The organism is Pseudoalteromonas sp. SG45-3 (assembly GCF_014164075.1).
GTDB lineage: Bacteria > Pseudomonadota > Gammaproteobacteria > Enterobacterales > Alteromonadaceae > Pseudoalteromonas > Pseudoalteromonas distincta.
On the sequence record NZ_JACJEN010000001.1, the window covers coordinates 374182 to 389563 of the forward strand.

Here is a 15382-nt window from a genome sequence, read left to right on the forward strand (position 1 = left end):
GTGTGTTTGGTATTTAGGCAAAGTTGAGCCTATGCAGTGTGGTTATTTTCCATAAATGGGCGATAACGTAGCATTAATGCCAAACAGGCGCTGCCCAAAGGTTTCTTCCTAAGGGCTATTTACTCTTTGTTGCCAACATGGATGTAGGTAAGGGGCGTGAGCAGAACGCGGAAGCTTTGCTCGGTCTTACATCGATGTAAGTCAGTAGGGTAACGCAGGAGCAGTTACCGATCCCGCTAGGTTATAAACCTCGCGCCGCGATTAAACCGCCTGTAGTTTGAACGAATTTTAATCCGCAAAGATCAACAGACAATATAAAAAGTGGGTTTGTGTTGCATAAATCTTGATAAACGGAGAAATTAACCTAGTATTTTAGGGGTAAGTTAAATTTATTTTTTAGTAATTAATGAGTGTTTTTTAGTGTGTTTTTTTTAATTTGATTCGCAAATTGCAATTCAAAATAAAAATAAAATGTTATGAACTTTATTTAAATACTCAATCATATCTTTAATTTATTTTAACGACATGATTTTGTAAGGTTTTTACTTTTTTGTAAAGTTGTTATCTGGTTGGCACGACTTTCGCAATATATTAAATATCATATCAAGACGAATTTAGTTAAATTTTAAGGGGTGCAATATGCAAACAAACACAAAAGCCAAACAACAGCCTAAAGGTAACAATTGGGTACTAACACCTGAAATTATGGTTTTGTCAATTTTGCTTGTTGCCACTTTAGTAATAGGTATAACAGTTTTACGAGGTAGCGATTCGATTGAACCGCTGGCAGATATTCAGCCAATTACTTTTACACAAGCTGATGTTGAAAACGCGCAGTTGATGAGTAATACGTTTGACTCGCAAAATACCAACTATGCACAACATGTAACAGCTTCTAAAAACGAAAATAACGACACTCTTTCAAACTAGAGACTTTTGCGCAGGTAACTATTTATAGTTGCCTGCGTTTTTTTATGTTCCTACCACCAATTTAATTTTTTATCCCTCCCCATAAAATTATTTATTTTCTCTTAAATTTAGATGGTGCTTAACCTAAACAGGGTTTTATCAAAGCTTTCTCTTTTCTCATATACAATTGCTAATATTAGCTTTGGTCAGTATCTATTAACTGGCTTATCTGTGTTTTATAAGCTCGATTAAGCGCTCACATTGCCAATGTAGCTGCATTGCAAACTGAATTGCAAAATGCGAATGAAATGGGAGAAGTAAATCCATTTAATATTTTAATTTAACTACCTGAATATATTGGTTTTTATTTCTGTTTTTTTGTATTTAAAATGGCCTGTAAATTGCTCTTTAATATAATAAGTCACTAAGAGTGAAACCGGAGCAAAATCATGAGTGCGTTTAAATACCTAGAATCGGAAAAACCAGTCAATCTAGCAAGATGGCATGAGTTAGAGAGAATCATGTCTGATTCAATGCAAAATAATTATTTTAAAATGGTTTATCAACCGCTTGTATCATTGGGATCTGGAAAGCTGGTCGGCTTTGAGTCGCTAGTAAGGTGCCAATCACCGCGCTTTGGCATTGTTGGCCCTGATGAGTTTATCCCTCATGTAGAGCAATCGGGAATGATTTTAGAATTAGGTGACTGGATTTTTGAGCAATGTTTGTCTGATTTAAAACATATGCGGCAGTTTGGTATGACAGATATTGCTGTTTCATTAAATATTTCACCGGTACAAATCTTAGATGGTGATGTGTTTTCAAAAGTAATGTCTTTGCTAGAAAAGCACCAAATACCACCACAGGCTATTAAAGTCGAATTAACGGAAACAGCGCTCATTCATAGTCCTGATAAAATAGCTAAGGCGTTTGAAAACTTCCACAAAGAAGGCGTAAAGGTGTGGATTGATGATTTTGGCACTGGGTATGCCTCTTTAGGTTTACTTCGTCAATTTGATATTGATGGTTTAAAAATTGATCGCAGTTTTGTAAGTGGTATTGCAACTAATAATGAAGACTTTACGTTATGTAGCGCAATTATTGCGATGGCTCAACGATTGGGTTTACAAACGGTAGCAGAAGGTATTGAAGAGAATGAGCAATTACAAATATTAGAACAACTTGGTTGCGATATAGCTCAGGGGTACCTGCTAGATAAGCCGCAAACGTTAACTAAAAGTATTGATACTTGGGCTTTGTAAATGTTTATATTCATTTTGATTTGCAAAATGCAAAAAACAAATTACTCTTAAACTACAACTCTTACATATTATTAGTTTACGTAGTTTTAACTTACACAAAGGTTATCTATGCCCATATCAGAGCAGTTTGTCGATAAAAGTATTACCGAGCTAAATGTATTAACTCAACTCGAAAAGGATGTTGGGACAACTGTGTTAGCTCGTTTAATTAAATTATTTATTGATGAATTAGTTACTATGGCTAACCAATTAGATACGGCAATTAGTAGTGAAGATACTATAAAAATTAAAGAAGTAATGCATGTCTTAAAAAATTCAGCAGCTTTATATGGTGCATCTGCTTTAGCTGCGTTAGCAACACAATTACACGATTCGCCACCGTCAACTACACAAGAAAACTTGCACGCAGCGCTTGTTATTAAACACAACTTGGATAAAACCCGAGATGCGTATCAAATAATGAGTAATAGTATAGCTATCTAGGAGAAAGCCGTGTCAGATATAATCGATAAAGGTCTTGTTTATATAGTTGAAGATAGCATTGCCAGTGGTGCTTTATATGCAAGTCAGCTTGAACAGGCTGGTTTCCAATGCAAACACTTTACAGATGGGTACTCTGCTTTAGTAGGTATTAAAGAAAAAATGCCAGCGGTCATAGTACAAGACGTATGCTTGCCAGATATAAGTGGGCTTGAGGTATTACAATTTGTAAATAAGCAGAAAAATCCTGCTAACGTAGTCATGATCACCTCAAACAGCTCTATTGATATTGCAGTGGAAGCAATGCGTTTAGGCGGTTTTGATTTTTTAGAAAAACCTTTCACAAGTCAACGACTCATTAGCTCAGTAGAAAGTGCGTTGACGCCAAAAGAGCAAGTTAAAGTTCAACCATTGGTTAAAAACAGGGATAAAAATCAAGATTTTGTTGGTGAATCTCTGGCAATGAAAACCGTTTTTAGATTACTTGATAGTGCAGCTAGAAGTAAAGCGTGTGTATTTATCACAGGTGAAAGTGGAACCGGTAAAGAAGTTTGCGCACAAACCCTTCATGATACAAGCCCGAGAAATACAGGACCATTTATTGCCATAAACTGTGCAGCTATCCCTACTGAGCTATTTGAATCAGAATTTTTTGGTCATGTTAAAGGTGCGTTTAGTGGGGCATTAAGCGATCGAAAAGGGGCTGTTGAAGTGGCCAACGGCGGTACCTTATTTTTAGATGAATTATGTGAAATGGAACTTAACTTACAAGCAAAGTTATTACGCTTTTTACAAACTGGCATTTTTAGTAAGGTGGGTAGTAGTGAAGTATTACACAGCGATGTTCGTTTAGTCTGTGCAACAAACAGAAACCCAATTATAGAGGTTGCAGAAGGGCGTTTTAGAGAAGATTTATATTACCGTTTAAATGTTATCCCCGTAAAGCTCCCCCCTTTAAGAGAACGCGGAGGCGATATATTACTGCTTGCTGAGTATACTTTGAAACAAAAAAGCGATAGTAATGCAAAGCATTTCACTGGTTTTTCTGATGAAGTTAAGGCGCTTTTTTGTAATTACGATTGGCCAGGAAATATTCGCGAACTACAAAATGTAATTGAAAACACCGTTGTTATTAATGATGGCGATGTAATTGAAAAAGACATGCTACCAAGCTCATTTGGATTAGGCGCTGTGAAGCATTCGATATCCGCTAAGTCAGTTCACAATACAAACGAGCAGAGTGTTCAATTATCGCCTATGTCTGTTCACGATATAGAACCTTTGTGGCAAGTTGAAAAAAGGGCGATTGAAAATGCAATTAAAAGTTGTGAAGACAATATTCCTCTTGCTGCTGCTTATCTAGGGGTTAGTGCATCTACCATTTATAGAAAAATAAAGGGATGGTCTTAAAGTTATAATCGATTTTTAATTACACTTTTCAGGTTGAATTAATAAAAGTTACCCTAAGCTCTATGGGTAAGAGCAAATTAATTTTTAATCTGAAACAGTAAAAGGAGATCGCAATGAGTAACACTAGTTTAAAACCTGCGGATATTATGCCATCACTAGTAGTGAGTGATGTTGATGAGAATAAGGTAGATTTAGTTGATAGAGTAAGTGACTCTCCCTGGAAAATGATTGTTGTTTATCGAGGCCAGCACTGCCCTAAATGTACTGCGCAACTTAACGAGCTTGCTAAAGTTCATAAAGACTTTAAAGATGCTGGTGTTGAAGTGGTTGCAGTAAGTGGTGATAGCCATGAGCAGCTTAATAAACATCTTGAAAAAATAGATATTAACTTCCCAATTTACTATGGTTTAACAATCGAACAAATGACCGATTTAGGGCTACATATTAGCGAGCCTCGCAGTGATGCAGAAACTGATCATCCATTTGCTGAGCCAGGCATTTTTGTACTTAATGAAAAAAATCAGCTTCAAATGGTCGATATATCAAACAGCCCATTTGTTCGTCCTGATTTAGAGCAACTGCTAGGTGGAATTAAGTTTTCTAGAGAAAACGACTATCCAATCCGAGGCACATTTATTAAATAACATTCATTTTCATGGTTTCAAAAGGCACTTTTTAGTGCTTTTTTTATTTATTTATTTTTAATTTTTTAAATTAATCTCTTGAAAACAATTTTACCGTCCATATATAGTTAAGTAGGACGCCTGATGGGTCCTTAATTAAACTTAAACAATTGAAATTTATACTATTAATTAAACTTTGCTTGAGCTTGTTCAATAGAAGAGCACATGCAAAATATCGCTTAAATATGAGGATATTATTATGCGTACAGTAGACTTATCACCACTTTATCGTTCATTTATCGGCTTCGAACATTTAGCATCACTTATGGATGCGGCAGCTAATACAGATAAGCAGCCAAGTTTTCCTCCTTACAACATAGAAGCACTCGATAAAGACAAATACAGAATCACTATGGCCGTTGCCGGTTTTAGCGATAACGAATTAACCATTGAGTCAGAAAATAACACATTAAAAGTTACAGGTACTAAAGCAAATAAAGATGAAAACGCAGAGCGTAAATTTATTCATCAAGGTATTGCTGAGCGTAACTTTGAACGTAAATTCCAGTTAGGAGATCATGTAAAAGTACTTGGCGCAGATTTAGCCAATGGCTTACTAAGTATTGACTTAGAACGTGAAATCCCTGAAGCGCTAAAACCACGTAAAATTGAAATTGGTAATAGCAATCTAATAGAAGGTAAATAATCTTCTAAAGTACATATTCCCCTGATTACTTAGCCGCCTCATTCGAGGCGGCTTTTTTGTTTACAGCGCTTCTAAATTATTAAGGTAGTAGGTTGCTTGTTGCAGCGTTTGTTCTTGGAGTGTTTTTTCTTGTTTATCCCAGTTTTTATATACCATACCAATACGTGGGTTCTTTTCTAGCCTGTCTCTGTGTTTATTCATGAAATGCCAGTACAGGCTATTTAGCGGGCAGGCTTTATCTCCTACTTTTTGTTTAACATCGTACTGACAGCTTTTGCAGTAATCGCTCATTTTATTAATGTAGTTACCGCTTGCAGCATAAGGCTTTGTTGCAATTATTCCATCATCGGCAAACTGACTCATGCCTCGGGTGTTAGGCATTTCTACCCATTCTATGGCATCTATATAAACACCTAGGTACCAGTTATCTACGTCATCAGGGTTTATTCCTGTGAGCATACAAAAGTTACCAATAACCATTAGGCGCTGAATATGATGAGCATAAGCGGTTTCAAGGCTTTGCTTGAGTGAGTGGCTTAGACAATTCATTTTTGTAGAGCTGTTCCAAAAATAAGATGGCAGTTTATTTTTGGCTTGTAATTGATTTTTAACTGCGTAGTCGGGCATGTTAATCCAATAAATGGCACGTACATACTCTCTCCAGCCTAATATTTGCCTAGTAAAGCCCTCTACTTGCGAGAGGGATATTTCATTGGGTCTTTTTTCGTATTCGCTTATTACACGTTTGATTACATATAACGGGTGGAGTATTTTTGCGTTTAGGGCAAACGATAATCGGCTATGGTACAAGCTGGTATTATTTTTACTTTGATCTGTCATCGCATCTTGAAAGTGACCAAAGCAACTAAGTAAATGCTTGCAAAAGTATTCTAGAGATTCAATGGCTTGTTTACGCGTTGTTGGCCACTCTAGTCTCTGATCGGCTAATTCGCCAAAGTAAACGATCTTGTGCTTATTTAAGCGAGAAATGATGTTCTTAACATCATTATTGAATAGCTTAGGTTTTGGTATACACGCTAAGTCAGCTTTGGAAAATTTATTACGATTATTACTGTCAAAATTCCATTTGCCACCGGTTGGCTTAGTATCATCAATTAATATATTAAACTGCTTACGCATAGCACGATAGAAGTGCTCCATTGTCACATGCTTGTTTTTTGTAAAGCGTGTTTTTATATCGGTGAACGGTAATAAAAAATGTTCAGTATCTGTGGCAATTACATCAAATGAGCCATCACTTTTAAACTTAGCTAATTGAGACTTAAGCCTAAACTCATCAGGATATTGATATTCAATAGTTTCGCATTGGTATTCATCGGCAATTCGCTTGAGTAATTCAATTAAATCTTTGTCGTCAGCGGTATCGTCAAGTGTTAAATGCAAAACATTAAAACCTGCCGTTTTTAATGCAGTCGCAAAGTTTTCCATAGCATTAAAAAAAGCACACAGTTTTTGAATGTGATGCTTAACGTAGTCGGTTTCTTGTTTTAATTCTGCGATGAGATAAAGCGTGTCGTCGTCTTTTTGTTTATACCATGAATGAGATGGGTTTAGCTGATCGCCTAGTATTAATCTAAGTGTTTTATGATGGGTCATAGTAAAGCCAAATTTTTTTATACGGGCATAGTTAATTAAACGATCGTTTTAATATTTTACAACAAGCAAATAGGAGTAAATAAGTGCGTAACGACAATAGTTTGCTGTTTTTAATGCTGGGGATTATTTGTTTCTTGAGTTTAATAATAGATTAGTAAAACGAATATAGGCGGTAAATAACACAATACAGTGTGCTGTTAGCAATAGGGCAAAAAAGTTTAACCGCATATCAAGGCGTTTTTGACCATGGTGTTAAAACGAGTCTAATTAAGGGGAGATTAAGTAAATTAAGTCACCCCCCCAAAATTGAATATCTAAATTTTATTACTTTGCTTTTGCTGCATTCTTTGTTGTAACGAAACCACATTGGTAACGTTGAAAAGAACATTGCTTGCAAAGCTTTCAAAGTATCTAAGCGCTTTTTTCCAAGCGAGCTGACTCTCAGTAGTAAAATGTTTACCAAGGTGCTCTTCAAGGGTTTCGTAAAAAGCGTTAGATAAAAGGGCAATGTCACTGTGTGAAGCGCCGCTTTTTTTTAGATACATTAAATGGTGAGCTAAAAAAGGAGCTACCGATGCTGGTTTATCTAAATGCTTAACAATTCGTTCTAATACGCAAAAGAGGGTAAAGCTCTTTTCGTTAAACTGTAAGGCCGTCGGGTAATTCATCTCAATACTAGATTGGGCTAATTTACTATGAAATTTAGCCGTAAACGCATGAAAGTTAGGCTTAATAATTGTTAAGTTATTTAATAATGCTGATTGTTGTTGATTCATTTTTATCTCGTTGCAGTGAGTAATAACTATTATTATCAAGTAGGAATAATGTTGATTATAGCGGGCAGTTCAAATTCTGCACGTTTTTTTAGTGTGAAAGTATGGCTTTTTGTTATATCTATTTACTTTCTGGTAATTAGTGAGCCTTTAAAACGTATTTTAAGAGTTATTAAACTTCAGTTTATCTGATTTTTATCCTGAAATAATAAGCTACTACATTTTATGGCTCAAGTATGGGAATTTTATAAAGTTGGCTGATTACTTATGTTACTTACATATACACTAAATTAGCATCTTGACGAATTGCAAATTTTATAAACTAATTGCGTATTATAGTTGCTAATTATCCTGTACATCCTTATAATAGCGGCCATTGTTTAGTGTGTTGTATAACAGCTAACAGCGATATTAAATTTAAGGTTTGATATCTATTGGCGCGGGATGGAGCAGTCTGGTAGCTCGTCGGGCTCATAACCCGAAGGTCGTCGGTTCAAATCCGGCTCCCGCAACCAATTCTACTAGTAGGTATTACCTTACTAATTTATATCGCGCATTCTAAGTAATGCGCGTTTTGCGTTTTAGGCTATGTAGTTTAATTAGGTCAGTTTACTGACTCGCAACCAAGCTTGGCCCTCGGCCACACAGTTTTATGCTTTATTGGTGTGACGCCCCGCTTGGTTCGGGGCGTTGTTGTATCTGCACCTTACGATTTGTGGCAATTGCTATCAAATTAAAATTTAAACTCAGTATTTTAGGGCTATAAGCCCTTTTTTTGTTTGTATGGAGGATTTTCGTGACAAAACTTGAACAAGATTTAGTAACCATGTTAACGCCTGCGGTAGAAATGTTAGGCTTTGAGTTGCATGGTCTTGAATTTGTACAAGCGGGTCGCCATTCTACCTTAAGAGTATATATTGCTCATGAGGATGGGATCTCAGTTGATAACTGTGCGGATGCCAGTCGCCAAATTAGTGCGATTTTAGACGTCGAAGACCCAATTACAAATGAATATGATTTGGAAGTATCGTCTCCTGGTGTTGATCGTCTATTATTCAAACAAGATCACTACGAGCAGGCGCAAGGAGAGGAAGTACGCGTGCGTACTAAACTTCCACAGGATGGTCGTCGTAATTTTAAAGGCGACTTAGTAGCAGTTAGCAGCGATATGATCACACTATCTAGCGATGGTGCAGAGCATCTGATCATGCTTAGTAACATCGAACGTGCGAATTTAATCGCGAAGTTTTAAATTCGAGTGCGAAGGAATAGGGCAAGCGAGGCATTACCCATGGCAAAAGAGATATTATTGGTTGCTGAAGCCGTTTCCAATGAGAAAGCGGTTCCAAAAGAAAAGATTTTTGAAGCTCTAGAGTTCGCTCTAGCGACAGCGACAAAGAAAAAACACGATGGCGAAATTGAAGTACGTGTAGCAATTGACCGTAAAACCGGTGATTACGATACGTTCCGTCGCTGGCAAATTGCCGCTGTATTAGAAGATGGTTCTTTAGAGAACCCATACAGCGAAATCACTCTAGAAGCAGCACAGGTTGAAGAACCTGATTTGCAAATGGGTGATTATGTTGAAGAGCAAATCGACTCAATCAAATTTGACCGTATTACAACACAAATGGCTAAGCAAGTTATCGTACAAAAAGTACGTGAAGCTGAGCGCGCTTTAGTTGTTGAAGCATACAAAGATCAAGAAGGCGAGCTGGTAACGGGTGTTGTTAAAAAAGCAACTCGCGATGCAATCGTACTTGATTTAGGTAATAACGCAGAAGCGGTAATTTACCGTGATGACATGTTGCCACGTGAAAACTTCCGCCCGGGTGATCGAATCCGTGGTCTTTTATATGAAGTTAAACCTGAAGCACGCGGTGCACAATTATTTGTAACGCGCTCTAAACCTGAAATGCTAATGGAATTATTCCGCATTGAGGTGCCAGAAATTGGCGAAGAGATGATTGAGTTACGTGCAGCTGCACGTGATCCAGGTTCACGCGCTAAAATTGCTGTTAAATCTAACGACAAACGCATTGATCCAATTGGTGCATGTGTTGGTATGCGTGGCGCACGAGTTCAAGCTGTATCGTCTGAGCTTGGTGGTGAACGTGTTGATATCGTACTTTACGATGACAACCCAGCACAATTTGTTATCAATGCAATGGCGCCAGCAGAAGTTGCTTCAATCGTAATGGATGAAGACACTCACTCAATGGATATCGCTGTAGAAGCCGATAACCTAGCGCAAGCAATTGGTCGTAATGGTCAGAATGTTCGTTTAGCAAGCCAATTAACTGGCTGGGAACTAAACGTAATGACTGTTGAAGACATGCGTACCAAAAATGAAGCTGAATCTGATAAGTTACTTAACTTATTCACTGAAAATTTAGATATAGATGATGAGTTTGCATCATTACTTATTAACGAAGGTTTCTCGACACTTGAAGAAGTGGCGTATGTACCTGCGTCTGAATTTTTAGAAATTGATGGTCTTGATGAAGAGACTGTAGATTTATTGCGTTCACGCGCAAAAGATGCATTGACAACTAAAGCACTTAAAACGGAAGAAAGCTTAGATGGCGCAGAGCCAGCTGAAGACTTACTTGCGCTTGAAGGCTTAGAGCGTCACTTAGCATTTGTTATGGCAAGCAAAGGTGTTGTTACACTTGAAGACTTGGCAGAGCAAGGTATTGACGAATTAGTTGATATCACAGAACTTTCATCTGAAAAAGCGGGTGAACTGATTATGGCTGCACGAAACATTTGTTGGTTTGCAGACGAGTAATTTATTAACGGAGGTATTACACACTATGGCAGAAGTAAATGTTGAAAAACTAGCCGGCGATATAGGTACAACTGTTGATAAATTGCTACAGCAGTTTTCACAAGCAGGTATCACTAAGCAAGCAACTGATAACGTAACAGAAGCTGAAAAAGCAACGTTACTTGATCATTTAAGCAAGCATCATGGTGGTACAGGTTCAGATGGCCCAGCGCGTATGACTTTACAACGTAAGAGCAAAAGCACATTAAGTGTGACTGGTTCTACGGGTAAAGCTAAAGATGTTCAAGTTGAAGTTCGTAAAACACGTACCTACGTGAAGAAAAGCGCAATGGAGCAAGAACAAGAGCAAGCACGCTTAGCCGCTGAAGAAAAAGCCCGTCTTGAACAGCAACAAAAAGCTGAACAAGAAGCCGCAGAATTAAAAGCGAAACAAGAGGCAGAACGTAAAGCGAAAGAAGAAGCTGACCGTAAAGCCAAAGAAGAAGCTAAACGCAAAGCTGATGCAGAGCGTAAAGCGAAACAAAAGCAGATGACCCCAGAGCAAAGTGCTAAGTCTGAGAAAGATCGCATAGAAGCTGAGCGTCTGCAAAAAGAAGCAGAAGAGGCCGCATTGAAGAAAGCTGAAGAAGAAGCGAAACGTCAAGCAGAAGAGGCAAGAAAGCTAGCTGAAGAGAATTCAGCACGCTGGAAGAAAGAAGAAGAAGAACGTAAGAAACGCGAAGAAACAGCGGATCACCATCTTACGACTTCAACTTATGCACGTGAAGCAGAAGATGTTGCCGATGCTCGTGATGAGCAAGGCACTCGCCGTGCTAAGAAAAAGAAAAAAGCGCCAGCAAAAGATAAATTTGCAGCGTCAAGAGGCCGTAACAAGTCTAAATTAAAAGCACCAGCATCGCTGCAGCATGGTTTCCAAAAACCAACTGTTGATGTTAAAAATGAAGTGCGTATTAGCGAAACAATTACAGTAGCTGAGCTTGCATCACGCATGGCTGTTAAAGGCGCTGAAGTTGTTAAAACAATGATGAAAATGGGTGACATGGTTACTATTAACCAAGTAATTGACCAAGAAGCTGCACAACTAGTTGCAGAAGAAATGGGTCACAAGGTTATCATTGTTAAAGAAAACGAATTAGAGCAAACAGTACTTAACGACCGCCATGAAGATGGTAAGTCAGAGCCTCGTGCTCCAGTAGTAACTGTAATGGGTCACGTTGACCATGGTAAAACATCGACTCTAGATTACATTCGTTCTGCGAAGGTTGCTTCTGGCGAAGCCGGTGGTATTACACAGCATATTGGTGCATACCATGTTGATGTAAACGGCAATATGATTACCTTCTTAGATACTCCAGGACATGCTGCATTTACATCAATGCGTGCTCGTGGTGCTAAAGCGACAGATATCGTAATCTTAGTGGTTGCAGCAGATGATGGTGTTATGCCACAAACTAAAGAAGCGGTACAGCACGCACGTGCAGCTGGCGTTCCTTTAATCATTGCTGTAAACAAAATGGATAAAGAAGGCGCAGATCCAGATCGCGTTAAAAACGAACTAGCTCAGCTAGACGTTATCCCTGAAGAATGGGGCGGCGATACGCAGTACGTTCATATCTCAGCTAAAACTGGTCTAGGTATTGATGACCTTCTTGAAGCCGTACTTATGCAATCTGAGCTTTTAGAGCTTTCTGCCCCTACCGAAGGTATGGCTGCAGGTGTTGTTATTGAATCTCGTCTTGATAAAGGCCGCGGTCCAGTTGCATCAGTACTTGTTCAATCTGGTACGCTTAACCAAGGTGACATTGTATTATGTGGTCTTGAGTATGGCCGTGTTCGTGCAATGCGCGATGAAAACGGTAAAGACATCAAGTCGGCAGGTCCATCTATTCCAGTGGAAATTTTAGGTCTTTCTGGTATTCCAGCTGCGGGCGACGAAGCAACTGTAGTTAAAGATGAGCGTAAAGCGCGTGAAGTTGCTTTATACCGTCAAGGTAAGTTCCGCGATGTTAAACTAGCACGTCAACAAAAAGCTAAGCTTGAAAACATGTTTACTAACATGACTGAAGGTGATGTTTCTGAAGTTAACGTGGTACTTAAAGCAGACGTTCAAGGTTCTATCGAAGCAATCTCTGATTCACTAACTAAACTTTCTACTGATGAAGTAAAAGTGAAGATTGTAGGCTCTGGTGTTGGTGGTATTACTGAGACTGATGCGACACTAGCTGCAGCGTCTAACGCAATTGTAGTTGGCTTTAACGTTCGTGCTGATGCTTCTGCTCGTAAAGTGATTGATACTGAAAACTTAGACCTTCGTTATTACAGCGTAATTTATGCCTTAATCGAAGAAGTTAAGCAAGCAATGTCAGGCATGCTAGCACCTGAGTTTAAACAAGAAATCATTGGTCTTGCGCAAGTTCGTGACGTATTCAAGTCTCCAAAAATTGGCGCAATTGCTGGTTGTATGGTTACTGAAGGTGTTATTAAACGTAGCGCTCCAATCCGTGTACTACGTGAAAACGTGGTTATCTATGAAGGTGAACTTGAGTCACTTCGTCGCTTTAAAGACGATGTTGCTGATGTTCGTAACGGCATGGAATGTGGTATCGGTGTTAAGAACTACAATGACGTACGTGTTGGTGACCAAATCGAAGTATTTGAAACAGTTGAAGTACAACGTACTCTTTAATTGTTAGCTCGCTAAACTAATAAATGGGGGCTTAGCCCCCATTTGTGTATCCATTATTTAATTAGCTTATTATTAAATTTCAATAAGTTATGATTTTAGGACAAATGCAATGAGAGAATTTTCTCGCACTGATCGTGTTGCACAGCAAATCCAAAAAGAAATTGCTGTAATTTTACAACGCGAAATTAAAGATCCACGCTTAGGTATGGTGACAGTGTCAGCGGTAGAAGTATCGCGTGATTTATCTTATGCCAAAATTTTCATCACTGTGTTTAACACACAAGATGAAGATGCAGCTAAGCAAAGCGCTAAAGTACTTAATGAAGCAACGGGTTATATTCGCTCGTTACTTGGTAAGCGTATTCGTGCTCGTATAATGCCTGAGTTAAAGTTTGTAGTTGATAATTCACTGATGGAAGGTATGCGTATTTCTAATTTAGTGGATTCTATTATCCGCGAAGATAACGCAAAGCATGTCGATGAAGATGTAGAAAGTGTTGATGCTGATATTTCAGATAGTGAACAAAGTACTAAGCACGTAGAAGATACAGATAGCGAAGAAGGCACTGATACAGATGGCAAAGCGCAGTAAAGGCCGTGCAGTTGACGGTATTTTGTTGTTAAACAAACCGCAAGGCATTTCATCAAATAAAGCTCTGCAGCAAGCGAAAGGTGTTTATTTTGCACAAAAAGCTGGCCACACTGGGGCTTTAGACCCGCTTGCTACAGGTATGCTGCCAATTTGTTTTGGTGAGGCGACTAAGTTTACGCAGTTTTTACTCGATACAGATAAAACCTATATCGTTCGTGCAAAACTGGGTGAGCGTACAACAACATCAGATTCTGATGGCGAAATCGTAAGCACGAAAGATGTGAATGTGACGCGTGAGCAGTTAACAAAAGAAATTGCAGCTTTTGTTGGAGAGTCAGATCAATATCCATCAATGTACTCAGCACTTAAGTATCAAGGTAGACCATTATATAAGTACGCACGAGAGGGTATTGAAGTCCCTCGTAAATGCAGAAAAATAAATGTGTTTAGCTTATCGTTTGACGAATTTGATGAACAAAACAACGTATTACAAATGACGGCTCATGTATCAAAAGGGACGTATATTCGTACAATCGTTGATGATTTGGGCGAAAACCTAGGGTGTGGCGCACACGTTATAATGCTTCACAGAACTGCTGTTGGTCAGTATCCGGCAGATAAAATGGTTTCGCTTGATGAAATTGAAGCGTTGCTTGCTAAAGCGAAAGCAGAAGAGCTTGCGCCTTCTACTTATTTAGACTCGTTGTTATTACCTATAGACACTGCTTTAACTGATTTACCTGTTATTGAAATTTCGAAAGAGCAGGGCAAAGTATTTAGTCATGGGCAAGCAGTCGAGTTACCTGAAGCTTTACCTGAGGGGGCAATTAAAGTTGTTGCGGATGGTGTGTTTATAGGTACTGGCGAGCGCAACTCAAGTGGCCATTTAAAGGTTAAACGTGGTCTTGCTAGCCAGCAAGATGATTACGTAAAGCCTGAATAAGCAATTAGTGTGCCCAGCAGTGGCTTATTAGTTGTAGATGGGAATAATTAACTTGTAGTTATTCCCACAGTTGGTAGAATACGCCGGCTTAATCGTTTTGGCTGAATTAGTGATCGGCTAAGACACCTTTTAAATTTAATTTTTGGAGTTACTATGTCACTAAGCAATCAAGAAAAAATCGATATCATTGCTAAATTTGCACGTGCAGAAGGCGATACAGGTTCATCAGAAGTACAAGTAGCATTACTTACTTATGATATCAACAAGCTTCAAGGTCACTTTGCTGATCACAAGCATGACTTCCACTCACGTCGTGGTCTGCTTCGTAAAGTAAGCACTCGCCGTAAACTACTTGATTACCTTAAAGGTAAAGATATCACTAGTTATACTGCACTAATCAAAGAACTTGGCCTACGTCGTTAAGAACTAGATTATAGAAATGGGAGCTTTTTAGCTCCTTTTTTTGTGCCTAAAATTTGTGTTTGAAAATAAAACAAATTTATAAACTTATTGAATTATATTGTAAAACTCCTATTTCATAGCTTATCAAGCATCGTTGTATTTACCCACTCATTAGCCCAGCTTAAATC

Annotated in this window: 14 protein-coding genes and 1 tRNA gene; 13 read left to right on the forward strand and 2 right to left on the reverse strand. The window is 38.4% G+C overall.

The window, feature by feature from the left end; genetic code table 11:
• The first annotated feature begins 639 nt into the window (after positions 1–639).
• The 6 genes from H5126_RS01650 (at position 640) to H5126_RS01675 (ending at position 5390) form a co-directional block, all read left to right on the forward strand.
• The gene (locus tag H5126_RS01650; protein ID WP_182695800.1) at positions 640–930 is read left to right on the forward strand and encodes a hypothetical protein; all 291 of its coding nucleotides are present in this window, start codon (positions 640–642) and stop codon (positions 928–930) included.
• A 500-nt stretch (positions 931–1430) separates the two neighbouring features.
• On the forward strand, positions 1431–2171 hold the full coding sequence (locus tag H5126_RS01655; protein WP_039489281.1) for a bifunctional diguanylate cyclase/phosphodiesterase: 741 nt from the start codon (positions 1431–1433) through the stop codon (positions 2169–2171).
• Positions 2172–2279: 108 nt separating this feature from the next.
• Positions 2280–2654: an Hpt domain-containing protein gene (locus H5126_RS01660; protein ID WP_039489282.1), complete on the forward strand. Its 375-nt coding sequence runs from the start codon at positions 2280–2282 to the stop codon at positions 2652–2654.
• A 9-nt stretch (positions 2655–2663) separates the two neighbouring features.
• Positions 2664–4061 carry a sigma-54 dependent transcriptional regulator gene (locus H5126_RS01665; protein WP_182721529.1) on the forward strand — a complete coding sequence of 466 codons (1398 nt, stop codon included), beginning with the start codon at positions 2664–2666 and terminating at the stop codon, positions 4059–4061.
• Positions 4062–4174: 113 nt separating this feature from the next.
• Positions 4175–4705: a peroxiredoxin-like family protein gene (locus H5126_RS01670; RefSeq protein ID WP_039489283.1), complete on the forward strand. Its 531-nt coding sequence runs from the start codon at positions 4175–4177 to the stop codon at positions 4703–4705.
• 238 nt (positions 4706–4943) lie between these two features.
• Positions 4944–5390: an Hsp20 family protein gene (locus tag H5126_RS01675; RefSeq protein WP_024595972.1), complete on the forward strand. Its 447-nt coding sequence runs from the start codon at positions 4944–4946 to the stop codon at positions 5388–5390.
• A gap of 60 nt (positions 5391–5450) precedes the next feature.
• On the opposite strand, the gene H5126_RS01680 is transcribed toward H5126_RS01675, so the two are convergent.
• A complete protein-coding gene (locus H5126_RS01680; protein ID WP_182721253.1) occupies positions 5451–7007 on the reverse strand; it encodes a cryptochrome/photolyase family protein in 1557 nt (518 codons plus the stop codon).
• Between the two features lie 314 nt (positions 7008–7321).
• Entirely contained in the window at positions 7322–7783 is a 462-nt protein-coding gene (locus tag H5126_RS01685) for a globin domain-containing protein (RefSeq protein ID WP_002958480.1), read from the reverse strand.
• Positions 7784–8218: 435 nt separating this feature from the next.
• Here H5126_RS01685 and H5126_RS01690 point away from each other — a divergent pair.
• The 7 genes from H5126_RS01690 (at position 8219) to rpsO (ending at position 15215) form a co-directional block, all read left to right on the forward strand.
• Positions 8219–8295, forward strand: a tRNA-Met gene (locus H5126_RS01690).
• A 281-nt stretch (positions 8296–8576) separates the two neighbouring features.
• Positions 8577–9032: a ribosome maturation factor RimP gene (gene rimP / locus H5126_RS01695; RefSeq protein WP_002958482.1), complete on the forward strand. Its 456-nt coding sequence runs from the start codon at positions 8577–8579 to the stop codon at positions 9030–9032.
• A 39-nt stretch (positions 9033–9071) separates the two neighbouring features.
• Positions 9072–10571 (forward strand): transcription termination factor NusA, encoded by a 1500-nt coding sequence (nusA, locus tag H5126_RS01700; protein ID WP_002958483.1) that lies wholly within the window; start codon positions 9072–9074, stop codon positions 10569–10571.
• A 25-nt stretch (positions 10572–10596) separates the two neighbouring features.
• The gene (infB, locus tag H5126_RS01705) at positions 10597–13257 is read left to right on the forward strand and encodes a translation initiation factor IF-2 (RefSeq protein ID WP_002958484.1); all 2661 of its coding nucleotides are present in this window, start codon (positions 10597–10599) and stop codon (positions 13255–13257) included.
• 109 nt (positions 13258–13366) lie between these two features.
• Positions 13367–13849 carry a 30S ribosome-binding factor RbfA gene (gene rbfA / locus H5126_RS01710; protein WP_002958487.1) on the forward strand — a complete coding sequence of 161 codons (483 nt, stop codon included), beginning with the start codon at positions 13367–13369 and terminating at the stop codon, positions 13847–13849.
• The gene (truB, locus tag H5126_RS01715) at positions 13833–14792 is read left to right on the forward strand and encodes a tRNA pseudouridine(55) synthase TruB (protein WP_002958489.1); all 960 of its coding nucleotides are present in this window, start codon (positions 13833–13835) and stop codon (positions 14790–14792) included. The genes rbfA and truB overlap by 17 nt, the downstream gene beginning before the upstream one ends.
• A gap of 153 nt (positions 14793–14945) precedes the next feature.
• Positions 14946–15215, forward strand: coding sequence for a 30S ribosomal protein S15 (gene rpsO, locus H5126_RS01720; RefSeq protein WP_002958490.1), 270 nt, complete (start codon positions 14946–14948; stop codon positions 15213–15215).
• The last annotated feature ends 167 nt before the right edge of the window (positions 15216–15382 follow it).